This window comes from Bradyrhizobium sp. Rc2d (assembly GCF_900099855.1).
Classification (GTDB): Bacteria; Pseudomonadota; Alphaproteobacteria; order Rhizobiales; family Xanthobacteraceae; genus Bradyrhizobium.
This window is the reverse complement of sequence record NZ_FNCU01000015.1, coordinates 86,704-100,258: the sequence shown is the minus strand read 5'-3', so window position 1 is coordinate 100,258 and position 13,555 is coordinate 86,704. Positions and strand designations below refer to the sequence as shown.

The 13,555-nt window shown below is 65.5% G+C and carries 11 protein-coding genes; 9 read left to right on the top strand and 2 right to left on the bottom strand.

What is annotated here, in order from left to right:
* Positions 1-115 precede the first annotated feature (115 nt).
* Complete coding sequence (locus tag BLV07_RS19880) at positions 116-1,084, top strand: catechol 2,3-dioxygenase (protein WP_091888655.1); 969 nt, start codon at positions 116-118, stop codon at positions 1,082-1,084.
* Here BLV07_RS19880 and BLV07_RS19875 read toward each other — a convergent pair.
* Entirely contained in the window at positions 1,081-4,611 is a 3,531-nt protein-coding gene (locus BLV07_RS19875; RefSeq protein WP_091888653.1) for a molybdopterin cofactor-binding domain-containing protein, read from the bottom strand. The two genes, BLV07_RS19880 and BLV07_RS19875, sit on opposite strands and share 4 nt — an antisense overlap.
* Positions 4,611-5,093 (bottom strand): (2Fe-2S)-binding protein, encoded by a 483-nt coding sequence (locus BLV07_RS19870; RefSeq protein WP_091888651.1) that lies wholly within the window; start codon positions 5,091-5,093, stop codon positions 4,611-4,613. Before BLV07_RS19870 ends, BLV07_RS19875 begins: the two co-directional genes overlap by 1 nt.
* A gap of 244 nt (positions 5,094-5,337) precedes the next feature.
* Here BLV07_RS19870 and BLV07_RS19865 point away from each other — a divergent pair, with 244 nt between their 5' ends.
* From BLV07_RS19865 to BLV07_RS19830, 8 genes are all read left to right on the top strand, one after another.
* The gene (locus BLV07_RS19865) at positions 5,338-6,795 is read left to right on the top strand and encodes a 6-hydroxynicotinate reductase (protein ID WP_176945644.1); all 1,458 of its coding nucleotides are present in this window, start codon (positions 5,338-5,340) and stop codon (positions 6,793-6,795) included.
* Positions 6,792-7,688: a UPF0280 family protein gene (locus tag BLV07_RS19860; RefSeq protein WP_091888648.1), complete on the top strand. Its 897-nt coding sequence runs from the start codon at positions 6,792-6,794 to the stop codon at positions 7,686-7,688. The genes BLV07_RS19865 and BLV07_RS19860 overlap by 4 nt, the downstream gene beginning before the upstream one ends.
* Before the next feature lie 26 nt (positions 7,689-7,714).
* A complete protein-coding gene (locus BLV07_RS19855) occupies positions 7,715-8,299 on the top strand; it encodes an amino acid synthesis family protein (protein ID WP_084803796.1) in 585 nt (194 codons plus the stop codon).
* 79 nt (positions 8,300-8,378) lie between these two features.
* Positions 8,379-9,581 carry an ABC transporter substrate-binding protein gene (locus tag BLV07_RS19850; RefSeq protein WP_091888646.1) on the top strand — a complete coding sequence of 401 codons (1,203 nt, stop codon included), beginning with the start codon at positions 8,379-8,381 and terminating at the stop codon, positions 9,579-9,581.
* A 70-nt stretch (positions 9,582-9,651) separates the two neighbouring features.
* Positions 9,652-11,541 (top strand): ABC transporter permease, encoded by a 1,890-nt coding sequence (locus BLV07_RS19845; RefSeq protein ID WP_091888644.1) that lies wholly within the window; start codon positions 9,652-9,654, stop codon positions 11,539-11,541.
* Positions 11,538-12,329: an ABC transporter ATP-binding protein gene (locus BLV07_RS19840; protein ID WP_091888642.1), complete on the top strand. Its 792-nt coding sequence runs from the start codon at positions 11,538-11,540 to the stop codon at positions 12,327-12,329. The genes BLV07_RS19845 and BLV07_RS19840 overlap by 4 nt, the downstream gene beginning before the upstream one ends.
* The gene (locus tag BLV07_RS19835) at positions 12,326-13,030 is read left to right on the top strand and encodes an ABC transporter ATP-binding protein (protein ID WP_091888640.1); all 705 of its coding nucleotides are present in this window, start codon (positions 12,326-12,328) and stop codon (positions 13,028-13,030) included. Before BLV07_RS19840 ends, BLV07_RS19835 begins: the two co-directional genes overlap by 4 nt.
* A gap of 25 nt (positions 13,031-13,055) precedes the next feature.
* Positions 13,056-13,511 (top strand): MarR family winged helix-turn-helix transcriptional regulator, encoded by a 456-nt coding sequence (locus BLV07_RS19830; protein ID WP_091888638.1) that lies wholly within the window; start codon positions 13,056-13,058, stop codon positions 13,509-13,511.
* The last annotated feature ends 44 nt before the right edge of the window (positions 13,512-13,555 follow it).

The window sequence follows — 13,555 nt, the reverse complement described above, 5'->3', positions numbered from 1 at the left end:
GTACAAATAGGCCACCCCGAGCGCGCCATTTGCGTCCCGATTGCGCGATCCGGTCCCGCGGATTGTAGCCACGCTTGATCGTAGCCACGCTTGGCGGCCACGTTTGGAGGAAACCATGCAGCCCGAACCAATCCTCGATCTCGCCCATCTCGGCCACATGGAGCTCTTGACGCCCAAGCCTGACGAAAGCCTGAAGTTCTTCGTCGATGTCATGGGCATGACCGTCAGCGGGCAGAAGGGCGAGTCGGTCTATTTGCGCGGCTGGGACGATTACGAGCGCTATTCGCTCAAGCTGACGGCGTCGAAGACGTCGGGCATGGAGCACATGGCGCTACGCGCGCGCAGCCAGCAGGCGCTGGAACGCCGCGTCGCTGCATTGAAAGGCTCCGGCTTCGACATCGGCTGGATCGACGGCGACATGGGACAGGGGCCGACTTTCCGCTGCCGCGATCCTGATGGCCACATCGTCGAGCTCTATTACGAGACCGAATGGTATCAGGCGCCGCCGGAGCTGAAGCCTGCACTGAAGAACCAGGCCCAGCGTTTTCCGGCGCGCGGCGTCAACGTCCGCCGGCTCGACCATCTCAACTGCCTCGCGGTCGACATCAAGGCCAACCGCGAGTTCTTCGAGAATTATCTCGGCTGCCGTCTCACCGAGCAGATCGTGCTCAACGACGGCCGTGAAGCCGCGATGTGGCTGACGATGTCGAACAAGAGCTACGACTTCGCCTATTCACTCGATCATTCCGGCACGCCCGGCCGATTCCACCACGTCACCTACGCGCTCGACAGCCGCGAGGAGATTCTTCGCGCGGCAGATATCTTCCTGGAGAACGGCGTGCATATCGAGACCGGCCCGCACAAGCACGCGATCCAGCAGACCTTCTTCCTCTATGTCTACGAGCCCGGCGGCAACCGCGTCGAGGTCGCCAATGCCGGCGCGCGTCTCATCCTCGCGCCGGACTGGAAGCCGATCGTGTGGACCGAGGAGGAGCGCAAGAAGGGCCAGGCCTGGGGCCTGAAGACGATCGAGTCATTCCACACCCACGGCACGCCGCCGGTGGAGATCAAGAAGCACGGCTAATTTGCGGATGCGCGTGCGCGCGCGATCGTCTCGCGCACGCCGGTCCACGCCGGCTTGTCCGGCGCGAACTGCTTGCGCAGGAAGGCGACGAGCTCCTCGACCTGCGCGTCGCTCATGCTGCCCTTGAAGGCGGGCATGTAGCCGAGATCGCTGGAGACGGGTTCGGTGATGCCGTGCAGGATGACCTGCACCAGATTGTCCGCGGTCGCGCTGTGCAGATTGCTGTTGAGCGCGAGCGGGGGCCTGGTGCCGAACAGCGGCAGGCCGCCGACCTCGTGGCAGACGGCGCAGGCGCCCTGATAGAGCCGCGCGCCGGTGGAAGCGGCGACGGTGACTTGCGTCGCGTTCTCGAGTTTCGTTGCGAGCGCGTCTTGCGTTTCTCGGTCGCTCGCGGTGTCATTGAGCGAATTGAGATAGACCGCCATCGCGCGGATGTCCTGGTCGGGTAGCGCCTTGAGGTCCCGGACGATCGGCGCCATCGGGCCGGCCGCGACGCCGTGATAGCGGGAATGGCCGGTGCGCAAGTACGCGAACAGCTCGTCCTCGCTCCACGGGATCGGTGCGCGGGAGAGCGAGGTCAGGGCCGGCGCGTCCCAGCCTTCGGCAAAGCCGCCGGCGAGATAGGCCCCGCGCTGCTCGGCACCGAGCGCATTGCGCGGCGAATGGCAGGCGCTGCAATGGCCGAGACTCTCGACCAGATAGGCGCCGCGATTCCAAAGCTCCGACTTCACGGGATCGGGCTTGAATTCACCCGCCTCATGAAACAGCGCGTTCCATCCCGCGAGCAGCGGCCGAAGATTGAAAGGGAAGGTAAGCGTGTTCGCAGGCTGTGTCGCGCGCACCGCTGGCTGCGCCATCAGGTAGGCATAGAGCGCCTGCAGGTCGGCCTCGCTGGTCTTCGAAAAATGCGTGTAGGGGAAGGCAGGATAGAGCTGCCGTCCGTCGCGATGCAGCCCATCGCGCATCGCGCGCTCGAAGGCGGGGTAGGACCAGGCGCCGATGCCGGTCTCGACATCGGGCGTGATGTTGGTCGAGTAGATCGTGCCGAACGGCGTTTGCAGCGCACGACCGCCGGCATTGAGCGCGCCTCGAACCGTGGTGTGGCACTCCGCGCAGTTGCCGAGCGCTGCAAGCTGCTGGCCGCGCGCGATCGTCGCTGCGGAATAGACCGATGCGTCGGGCCGGGCGATCGGGGGAATTGCGCGCCCCGGCAGAAGCGCCGCGCCGATGCCGATTGCGGCGGTGCAGACGGCCGCGATTGTCGCGAAGATGCCGGCGCGTTTGGCGAACGGGTTCTCCCAGATGCGTGATGGCGGCGGGGTGGCGGGCGCGGGCAGGGCCTGCGGCGTGGCCGCTGCATCGCCGTGCAGCCCCTTCAGAATGCGCTCCGGCGTGAACGGCGGCTCGCGAAAGCGCACGCCGGTGGCATCGAAGATTGCATTCGCAATCGCCGCCGCGCTCGGCACCGAGGCGGACTCGCCGACGCCGAGCGGCGGCTGGTCCTGACGCGGCAGCATCAACACGTCGATCTTGGGCGCGTCCGGGAAGGGAATGATCGGATAAGCGCCCCATTCGCGCGCCGCTACCGCGCCGCGCTCGAACGAGACCTCCTCCATCAGCGCGCGGCTGGTGGACTGGATGACGTTGCCGTGGATCTGGTGGCGCACGCCGTCCGGATTGATCATCAAGCCGGAATCCTGGCCGGCGACCACGCGCGTGACGCTGACGTCGCCGGTGGTCTTGTTCACCGCGACGTCGGCGACCCAGGCCGACCACGCCGCGCCATAGCCGGGGAACTTGCTGTGGACATAGAGCGCATAGGCAAAGCCACGCCCGTGCACGACCTCGCCGTCTTTCTCCTCGCGGACCGGTCGCGGCGTCCAGCCAGCGCGCTCGGCGACCGCATTGACGAGATCGACGGCGCGCTGGTCCTTCAGGTAGCGCAGGCGATACTCGATCGGGTCGACGCCAGCCTCGGTCGCGGCCTCGTCGATGTAGGATTCATGCGCAAAGGTGTTCGGCAGCGCCGAGACGCCGCGGAACCAGGACGCGCGCACGATCGGCGGCATGTCGTGGGCGACGACACGCATGTTGTCGTAGTCGTAAGGCGGGATCGCGGTGCGGTCGCCCATCTGGAGCACGGCGGGATCGGGCGAGATCCGCCCCGTCAGCAGCAGCGCCAGCGTCGGTGCGGCGTTCGACGGATAACGCGTGGCGAGATCGTAGGCAGCGACGCCGCCGTCCGCATTCAGCCCGCCATTGACATCGATGAGCTGCGCGGTGCCCTTGGGCTCCCAGGCGTGCTCCTGCTCGCGCGTCAATTGCACGCGGACGGGCCGGCCGACCGCGCGCGACAGCAGCAGGGCGTCGGCCGTGACGTCGTCGGCACAGTTGCGGCCATAGCAGCCGGCGGCCTCCAGCCTGATGACCTCGATCTCGCTCTCGGGACGCTCGAGGAGGAGTGCAAGGTCGCTGCGCAGCACGTGAGGGTTTTGCGTGCCGGACCAGACCCGGATGTTGCCGTCCTGAAAATCGGCGACGGCGCAGGACGGCCCGATCGAGGCGTGCATCTGATACGGCCAGACATAAGTGCGCTGCATCGGCTTGGCCGCGCCTGATATCGCCGCATCGACGTCGCCCTTGTCGATCAGCGTGCGCGGCGTCGATGGATTGGCGCGCAGCGCGGTCTCGACATCGGCGAGATCGGTCAAAGCAGGCGTCGGCTTCCAGCTCACCTTGAGCTGCTCTGCCGCGCGGATCGCATTCTCCTCGCGCTCTGCGACGATTCCGACGAAATCGCCGATGCGCACCACGGCCACCAGGCCGGGAATGTCGCGCACCGACGCCTCATCGACGGCGATCAGGCTGGTGCCGACGAACGGACCGGCATCGACGCCGGCATAGGGCGGACGCACCACGCGGCCGTGCAGCATGCCTGATACCCGGACGTCGTGCACGAAAGTCAGCTCGCCCGTGGCCTTGGCCGGCACGTCGACCCGCGGCATCGACTGGCCGACGATGGCATAATCGCTGGCCGCCTTGACCGCGACGACGTCGGCAAGCTCGAGGCTGATCGTCTCGTCGCCGATCAGTTCGCCATAGCTCACGCTGCGATTGTCGGGCCCCCGGACGAGACCGTCGTCGATCCTAAGGTCGGCCGCCGGCAGTTCGAGCCGCTCGGCCGCGCGTGCGATCAAGAAGTGCCGCGCCTGGGCTGCGGCCTTGCGCAAGGGCACGGCCGTGATCTGGATCGTCTCGCTTGCGATCGTCGCGCCCTGGTTCGGCACCAATGCGGTATCGCCGAGCACGACGACGACGCGCGCAAAGGACACATCCAACTCCTCGGCGACGATCTGGCCCAGCGCCGTGCGGATGCCGGTGCCGAGATCGACATGGCCGTTATAGGCAGTGACCGCGCCGTCGGCGGTGATGCGGACATAGGTCTCGGTCGTGACCTCGTCCACGGTGCTGATGACGACGAGCGAACCGGATGGCCGCTCAGCTCCATTCGGATGCGGGGAGGCCATCAATCAACGGCCTCGGTGAGCTGGCCGGAGGCGCGCATCACGGCGCGCAGGATTTCGACATGCGTGCCGCAGCGACAGAGATTGTAGCGCAGCGCCGCCAGCGCCTCCTGCTCGGTCGGACGCGGGTTGATCGCGAGCAGCGCCTTGGTGGTCATGATCATGCCGTTGAGGCAGTAGCCGCATTGCGCGGCCTGCTCGTCGATGAAGGCCTGTTGCACGACATCAGGCTTGTCGCGCGTACCGAGGCCTTCGAGCGTCACGATGTCGCGGCCGGCGCAGCCGCTTACGGGGATCACGCAGGACCGCGCCGCGGCCCCGTCGATCAGGACAGTACAGGTGCCGCATTCACCGAGGCCGCAGCCATATTTCGGCCCGTTGAGTGCGAGGTCGTTGCGCAGCACATAGAGCAGCGGCGTGTCTCGCGCCGCAGTGACCTCGTGGATCCTGCCGTTTACGGTGAGGCGGATCGGTGTCTGCGTCATCCTCGTTCCCAAGCCCTGTCAGCGCGCGATTTGTAAGTCGCGACGATACCGTTTGTACACAAACGTGCAAGCCGTCATGCCGCACTGCAGCGCGACTGCCTTCTTTGTGGACAGAGCGGATAGGCATATGAGCTTTTATGCGGCAGGCGCATCTTTTGCGATGCACCGCCGCTTGACAGCTATCGGGACCGCGCGCAACATCGTTCGTATACGAATGATAACCGCGGTCTCCGCTGGCTCTGACATGGTGATGGAAACAACGAGCGCTGCCGTCGACAAGATCCGCTGCGATGCCTGTCCGGTGATGTGCTACATCAAGCCAGGCGCGGCGGGCGCCTGCGACCGTTACGCCAACCACGACGGCAAGCTCGTCCGCGTCGATCCGCACGTGATCCTGGAGCGCACCGTCTCGCACGGCGGCAAGCTCGTCCCGTTCAGCCGCACGGAAGACTGGGACGGCAAGATCGTCCACGAGCCTTCAACCTTTGTGACGGCGATCGGAGCGGGCACGACCTATCCCGACTACAAGCCGGCGCCCTTCATCGTCTCCGCGGAGGTCGACGGCGTCGACATGGTGACTGTCGTCACCGAGGGAATCTTCTCCTATTGCGGCATCAAGGTGAAGATCGACACCGACCGCTATCTCGGGCCGGAGACCGCGACCGTTCGCGCGCAAGGCGAGGCGGTCGGCCACGTCACCACCAGCGAATACGGCTCGCAGATGCTCTCGCTCGGCGGCGTGCATCATCTCACCGGCGGCTCCAAGAAGGAGGGCCGCGTCACCTGCGACACGCTGATGGATCTCGCCAATTGCAAGGCGGTCGAGCTCACCATCGACGGCGGCGCGAGCGTGGTGGTGCAGGCCGGCCAGCCGCCGGTCGTCAACGGCGTGAAGGAAGAGCGCATGCGGGTCGGCTGCGGCTCGGCGACCATCGGCATGTTCGCCAAGCAATGGCACGACAAGGTCGACGAGGTCGTCGTGGTCGACGACCACATCACCGGCGTGCTCTCGGAACATCAGGCCGGCAAGCTGCTCGACATCGCCGATACCGGCATCAAGATGAAGGGCCGCCGTTCGACGCCCGGCCGCTATTTCCAGGTCGCCGATCCCGGCACGGGCTGGGGCGGCACCAATATCTCGGATCCGCTCTCGATCCTCGGCCCGTTTGATGCCAAGGAAGCCAAGCCCGGTCTGACCATGCTGATGGTCTCAACCACCGGCGAGCATTCGTCCTATTATGTGCTCGACGAGGCCTTGAAGCCGGTCGAGACCGAGATGCCTGATGATCTGAAGTTTTCGGTCGAGCGCATCCAGGAGAATTGCGAGCCGGCGCTGTGCACGGTGCTGTTCATGGCGGGCGCCGGCGGCTCGCTGCGCGCGGGTGTCACCGACAATCCGGTGCGGCTGACGCGCTCGGTGAAGGACGCGCTGACGCGCGTCACCAGCGGCGGTGCGCCGGTCTATGTCTGGCCCGGTGGCGGCATCACCTACATGGTCGACGTGACGCAGATGCCGGCGGGCGCGTTCGGCTACGTGCCGACGCCGGCGCTGGTCGCGCCGATCGAGTTCACGATGAAGCTGTCGGACTATGCCGCGCTCGGCGGGCACATGGATTATGTGAAGCCGCTCTCGGAGGTGAAGGGCGGTGACGATGTCCGCCAGCTGCCCTGGCAGAACCCGATTCCGGGACGTCGGGCATGACACGGCTCCCGCAGATCGCATTGCTGTCTGATGGCCGGCGACTGCATTTGCAGGATGGACCGATTGATTTGATCGTGGAGGCGAGGGGCCGCGCGGACGACGTGCGTGCCGCCTACGAGGCGGCAGCGCGGCGGTTCACCGGGCTGCTCGACGAGCTCTGCGCGGAATTGCCGGAGCTGCGGACGGCCGCTGAGGGGCGGACTTCGCTGAGGGGCGTGGTGGCGCGGCGCATGCACGCCGCTGTCGCGCCCTATGCCGCCGATTGCTTCATCACGCCGATGGCCGCGGTAGCCGGCAGCGTGGCGGAGGAGATCCTTAGCGCAATGCTCGGAGCCGCGACGCTCAATCACGCCTACGTCAACAATGGCGGCGATATCGCGCTTCATCTCGGCGAAGGCGAGCATTTCTCTGTCGGTCTGATGGATCGGCCCGATCGCTCCGGCGTGATGCGGACCCTGAGGGTCGATTCAGCCGACCCCGTACGCGGGATCGCGACCAGTGGACGCCACGGTCGCAGTTTTTCGCTTGGGATCGCCGACGCGGTGACTGTGTTGGCTGCATCGGCATCGGAGGCCGATGCGGCGGCCACGATCATCGCCAACGCGGTGGATCTGCCGGGACATCCGGCCATCATCCGCAAGCCCGCCAACGAGCTTCAGCCCGACAGCGATCTCGGAGTGCGCCTTGTCACCCGCGATGTCGGTGAATTGTCGCACAATGAGATCGCGGCCGCGCTGGAATCTGGCGCGGAATGTGCACGGCAATTATTCGATCGCGGATTGATCGAGGGTGCCGTGTTGCAGCTTTGTGGTGATATGCTTGTCATCGGACCGAAAGATATTGAACGGCAACGATCGCGCCGGCCTATGCTGGAGAACGCGATTCATGCCTGAACAGGGAAGAGCCTGAGGAAGCAATCATGAGCGCGATCATCCGCAAGATCGTCACGGTCGTCGAAGAGACCCAGATGGAGATGGGGCGTCAGGTGTCGCCGCCGACCCGACGCGCCGCGGCGATCGCCGTGATCGAGAACCCCTTTGCGGGGAAGTATGTCGAAGACCTTTCGCCGCTGATTGCGATCGGCGAGGAGCTGGGCGAGCTGCTGTCGAAGCGCGCGGTGGCGGCGCTCGGCATCGATGGCGCGAAGGCCCAGAGCTATGGCAAGGCCGCAGCCGTCGGCGAGAACGGCGAGCTGGAGCATGCCGCCGCGATCCTTCACCCGAAGATGGGAGCGCCGGTACGGAAGGTGCTGAGCAAGGGCGCGGCGCTGATCCCATCGTCGAAGAAGCGCAGCGGTCCCGGCACGACGCTGGACATCCCTCTGGGGCACAAGGACGCAGCCTTCGTACGCAGCCATTTTGACGGCATGGAGGTACAGATCAACGATGCGCCGCGCGCCAACGAGATCATGGTCGCCGTTGCCGTCACCGACAGCGGCCGACCGCTGCCGCGCGTCGGCGGGCTGACGGTTGCGGAGATCAAGGGCGAAGACGGTTTGAGATAACGCGATCCGGAGAGCCGGGCACGGGTTCTCCGATCAAATCGTGTGCGAACGACAGAGAAGTTCAAAACTGGAGGTTGGGATGCGAGCAAGAAACGTTTTTGTCGGCGCGGCCTTCGCGCTTCTGGCCGGCGGCATGGCCCATTCGGCCCTGGCGCAGGACATCAAGATCGGCGAGATCAACAGCTATTCGCTGCTGCCGGCCTTCACCGAGCCCTATCGCAAGGGATGGCAGCTCGCGGTCGAACAGATCAACGCGGCCGGTGGCATCAACGGCAAGAAGCTCGTCGTCATCTCCAAGGACGATGGCGGCAAGCCGGCGGATGCGCAGACCGCGGCCAATGAGCTCGTCTCGAGCGAGGGCGTTGCGATGCTCACGGGCACGTTCCTGTCGAACATCGGCCTCGCCGTCAGCGACTTCGCCAACCAGAAGAAGGTGTTCTTCCTCGCGGCCGAACCGCTCACGGATGCGATTACCTGGTCGAAGGGCAACAAATACACCTTCCGCCTGCGTCCCTCCAACTATATGCAGGCAGCGATGCTGGTGGAGGCAGCCAGCAAGCTGCCGGCGAAACGCTGGGCGACGATCGCGCCGAACTACGAATACGGCCAATCGGCGGTCGCGGTGTTCAAGAAACTGATGTCGGAGAAGCGCCCGGACATCCAGTGGGTCGACGAGCAATGGCCGCCGCAGGGCAAGATCGATGCGGGCCCGGTGGTGCAGGCGGTTGCCGCGGCCAACCCGGAGGCAATCCTCAACGTCACCTTCGGCGCCGATCTCGTGAAGCTCGTGCGCGAAGGCAACACCCGCGGCCTGTTCAAGGGACGCGAGGTCGTCTCCTTCCTGACCGGCGAGCCCGAATATCTCGATCCGCTCAAGGACGAGACGCCCGAGGGTTGGATCGTCACCGGTTATCCCTGGTACTCGATCAAGACCCCCGAGCATGACGCGTTCCTGAAGGCTTACCAAGCCAAGTACAACGACTATCCGCGCCTTGGCTCGATCGTCGGCTATCAGACCATCAAGTCGGCGGCGGCAATCCTGGCGAAGGCCGGCTCGACCGATCCGGAGAAGCTGATCACGGCGGCGGAGGGGCTGTCGATGCCGTCGCCGTTCGGCGAGATCACCTTCCGCAAGATCGACCATCAGTCGACGCTCGGTGCCTATGTCGGCAAGACCGCGCTGAAGGACGGCAAGGGTGTGATGGTGGACTCGTCCTACAAGAAGGGCGCGGACTACCTGCCTGGCGACGCCGAAGTTGAGAAGCTGCGTCCGAAGGATTGATCTCTCTTTATCCCCTACCTCTCCCCGCAAGAGCGGGGAGAGGTGACTTCAAACCTAACCCGGACCGCCGATGGCCTTTTATGTCGTACAGTTTCTGACCGGTCTCGCCAGCGCAGCGTCGCTGTTCCTGGTGGCCTCGGGCCTGTCGATCATCTTCGGCGTGACGCGGATCGTGAATTTCGCGCATGGCGCCTTCTACATGATCGGCGCCTACATCGCCTTCACGCTCACCGAGCGGCTGTCGGGTGCGTTCGGCTTCTGGGGCGGGATCGTGCTGGCGGCGCTGGCGGTGGCGCTGATCGGCGTTATCGTCGAGATGGTGCTGCTGCGGCGCATCTATCACGCGCCCGAATTGTTCCAGCTGCTCGCGACCTTTGGCCTGACCCTGATGGTCGAAGATCTCGTCGTGCTGATCTGGGGGCCTGACGACCTCGTCGGCCGCCGCGCGCCCGGCTTCAAGGGCGCGATCGATTTCTTCGGCCAGAACATTCCGAGCTATGATCTGTTCCTGATCGTGCTCGGACCCGTCGTGCTCGGGATTCTCTGGCTGCTGTTCCAGCGCACACGCTGGGGCGTCTTGGTGCGCGCCGCGACGCAGGACCGCGACATGGTCGCTGCGCTCGGCGTGAACCAGAAATGGCTGTTTACGAGCGTGTTCGCGGTCGGCGTCTTCCTCGCCGCCCTCGGCGGCGCGCTCCAGATCCCGCGCGATGCCGTGCATCACGCCATGGATCTCCGGATCATCGTGGAAGTGTTCGTCGTGGTCGTGATCGGCGGTCTTGGCAGCATCGTCGGCGCGTTCGTAGCGGCGGTGCTGGTGTCCGAGCTCAACGCCTTCGGCATCCTGGTCTTTCCGAAGATCTCCATCATCCTGGTCTTCCTGGTGATGGCGGTGGTGCTGATCGTGCGGCCCTGGGGCCTGTTCGGCAAGCCCGAGGCGGCCGCGCGCAAGACGCCGGGTCTCACCGTCAATCCCTGGCGGCCGCTGACGTCGAATGAACGGCTGGCGGCACTTGCCGCACTCGTCATCGCAGCGACGCTGCCGCTGTTTGCCGGCAATTACGCGCTGACGGTCGGCTCGGAGATCGCGATCTTCGCCATCTTCGCCGTCAGCCTGCACTTCCTGATGTCGGTCGGCGGGCTCGCCTCGTTCGGCCATGCCGCCTATTTCGGGCTTGGTGCCTACGGCATCGCCTTCCTCGCCAAGATGGCGGGGCTGCCGATGATCGTGTGTCTGTTGCTCGGCCCGCTGCTCGGCTGCCTGGGCGCGGCCGTGTTCGGCTTCTTCGCGGTGCAGCTCTCCGGCGTCTATTTCGCGATGCTGACGCTCGCCTTCGCGCAGATCGTGTGGTCGATCGCATTCCAGTGGGTGAACGTGACGGGCGGTGACAACGGTATTCTGGGCCTTTGGCCGTCGAGCTGGGCCGCGAGCCCATCGCATTTCTATTGGCTCGCGCTCGGCGTCGCGGCGCTGGTGACCATCGCGCTACGGGCCATGGTGTTCTCGCCGTTCGGCTATGCGCTCCGGGCGACGCGTGACTCTGCGCTGCGCAGCGAGGCGATTGGTATCGACGCAAAGCGCATCCAGTGGACGGCCTTCGTGATCGCAGGAACCACTGCCGGTATCGGCGGCGCGCTGTTCGCCTACCTCAAGGGCAGCGTCTTCCCTGACAATCTCGGCATCTCGCTGTCGGTCGATGCGCTGGTCATGGTGCTGCTCGGCGGTGTCGAAACTGTATCGGGCGCGGTGATTGGCGCCATCGTCTACAAGGCTCTGAACATCTGGCTGGTCAGCCAGACCGACCTGTCGAAGCTCGTGCTCGGCGGCTTCATCATGCTGATCGTCGTCGTCTTCCCCAAGGGCATCGTCGGCATGCTGGAGCTGCTGGCGCAGCGCCGCAAGAAAGCATCGCCGCCGGGATCCCCCTTGCTTGCCAAGCCGATCGAGTCCGCCGAATGAGCGTCGCACCCCCACTTCTCGCGGTCGAAGGCCTGACCAAATCCTATGGCGGCATCCATGCCGTGCGCGGTGTCTCGTTCTCGCTGCGCGCCGGCGAGATCCTGGCACTGATCGGCCCGAACGGCGCCGGCAAGAGCACCTGCTTCGACATGCTCAACGGCCAGAACAAGCCGGATTCCGGCCATGTCCGCCTGCTCGGTGAAGAGATCACCGGCAGGAAACCGCGCGAGGTCTGGCGCCTCGGCGTCGGGCGCACGTTTCAGATCACCGCGACCTTCGCCACCATGACCGTGCGCGAGAACGTGCAGGTCGCGCTGATCTCGCATGGGAAGCAGCTGTTCAATCTGTTCGGCTCGGCGCCGAAGTTCGACCGCGGCGAGGCCGGCCGTCTGCTCGAGCTGGTCGGCATGAGCGGCTACGCGGATCGGCCCTGCGGCGAGCTCGCCTATGGCGACCTCAAGCGGCTCGAGCTTGCAGTCGCGCTCGCCAACCAGCCAAAGCTGCTCCTGATGGACGAACCGACCGCCGGCATGGCGCCGCGCGAGCGCGTCGACCTGATGCGGCTGACCGCGCAGATCGCGCGGGAGAAATCGATCGGCGTGCTCTTCACCGAGCACGACATGGACGTCGTGTTCGAACATGCCGACCGCATCATCGTGCTCAACCGCGGCACGCTGATCGCCGAGGGCTCGCCGGCCGAGGTGCGCGGCAATCCGCAGGTGCAGGCGGTCTATCTCGGCGAGGGCCTCGTCTACGATGCCCGTCACCGCGAAGGAGCCTCGGCATGAAGCTGACGGTCGAAGCGCTCAACAGCCATTATGGCCCGGCGCATATCCTGTTCGACATCGGCTTCGAGGTCGGCGAGGGCGAGGTCGTCGCGCTGCTCGGGCGCAACGGCGCCGGCAAGTCGACGACCTTTCGCTCCATTGTCGGTCTCGTCGCGCAGCGAACCGGCCGCATCATGTTCGAGGGCAAGGACGTCTCGGTGCGCCCGACGCATGAGATCGTGCGCGAGGGCCTCGGCTATGTGCCGGAGGAGCGGCGCATCTTCACCGATCTCACGGTGGAGGAAAATCTCGAGGTCGGCCGCCAGCCCAAGCGTCCCAACGCCCCGCACTGGACGCGCGAAAAACTGTTCGCGCTGTTTCCAAACCTGGGTGAGATGAAAAACCGCCCGGGCGGGCGCATGAGCGGCGGCGAGCAGCAGATGCTCACCATCGCGCGCACGCTGATGGGCAATCCGTCGCTGGTGCTGCTGGACGAGCCTTCGGAGGGCCTGTCGCCGAAGATCGTGGAGCAGATGGTCGATGCCATCCTGACCATGAAGAAGGAAGGCGTCAGCATCGTCGTCTCCGAGCAGAATTTGCATTTCGCGCGGCTGATTTCCGATCGCGCCTACATTATCGAGCGCGGCCGCATCTGTTTCGGCGGCACCATGGCCGAGCTCGACGCACGTCCGGATATCCGCGACGCGCATCTGTCGTTGTGAGGGCAAAGGGAAGGGCAGCGAACGGATGGCGAGAAGTGTTGCGGCAAAGAAGAACGCCAAACCGGCAAAACCGCCTTACGTGCTCGACGAGCAGGTTGGCTTCATCCTGCGCCAGGTCTGGCAGCGCCACAGCTCGATCTTCTCCCGTGATATCGGCACCAATTTGACGCCGACGCAATGGGCGGCGCTGTCGAAGCTCGCCGAGACCGGGCCGTGCTCGCAGAACCAGCTCGGACGTCTCACGGCGATGGACGTTGCGACCATCAAGGGCGTGATCGACCGCCTGACGGCGCGCGGCCTGACGGAAACGAGCCAGGATCCCGAGGACGGGCGGCGCTTGCTGGTCAGCCTGACGCGTGCCGGGCAGCAGCTTGCCGAGAAGCTGGCGCCGAACGCGCTCGCGATCACCCGCGAGACGCTGGCGCCGCTCGACGCAAAGGAGCGCGAGACGCTGATGGCGCTGCTCAATAAGCTCCGGTGAGGAAGGTGCCGTAGGGTGGGCAAAGGCGCAACGCGCCGTGCCCA

What these genes read in the sequence shown, in the direction of transcription:
- BLV07_RS19880 (WP_091888655.1), top strand. Translation starts at nt 116, where the DNA reads ATGCAGCCCGAACCAATCCTCGATCTCGCCCATCTCGGCCACATGGAG.
- BLV07_RS19875 (WP_091888653.1), bottom strand. Translation starts at nt 4,611, where the DNA reads ATGGCCTCCCCGCATCCGAATGGAGCTGAGCGGCCATCCGGTTCGCTC.
- BLV07_RS19870 (WP_091888651.1), bottom strand. Translation starts at nt 5,093, where the DNA reads ATGACGCAGACACCGATCCGCCTCACCGTAAACGGCAGGATCCACGAG.
- BLV07_RS19865 (WP_176945644.1), top strand. Translation starts at nt 5,338, where the DNA reads ATGGTGATGGAAACAACGAGCGCTGCCGTCGACAAGATCCGCTGCGAT.
- BLV07_RS19860 (WP_091888648.1), top strand. Translation starts at nt 6,792, where the DNA reads ATGACACGGCTCCCGCAGATCGCATTGCTGTCTGATGGCCGGCGACTG.
- BLV07_RS19855 (WP_084803796.1), top strand. Translation starts at nt 7,715, where the DNA reads ATGAGCGCGATCATCCGCAAGATCGTCACGGTCGTCGAAGAGACCCAG.
- BLV07_RS19850 (WP_091888646.1), top strand. Translation starts at nt 8,379, where the DNA reads ATGCGAGCAAGAAACGTTTTTGTCGGCGCGGCCTTCGCGCTTCTGGCC.
- BLV07_RS19845 (WP_091888644.1), top strand. Translation starts at nt 9,652, where the DNA reads ATGGCCTTTTATGTCGTACAGTTTCTGACCGGTCTCGCCAGCGCAGCG.
- BLV07_RS19840 (WP_091888642.1), top strand. Translation starts at nt 11,538, where the DNA reads ATGAGCGTCGCACCCCCACTTCTCGCGGTCGAAGGCCTGACCAAATCC.
- BLV07_RS19835 (WP_091888640.1), top strand. Translation starts at nt 12,326, where the DNA reads ATGAAGCTGACGGTCGAAGCGCTCAACAGCCATTATGGCCCGGCGCAT.
- BLV07_RS19830 (WP_091888638.1), top strand. Translation starts at nt 13,056, where the DNA reads ATGGCGAGAAGTGTTGCGGCAAAGAAGAACGCCAAACCGGCAAAACCG.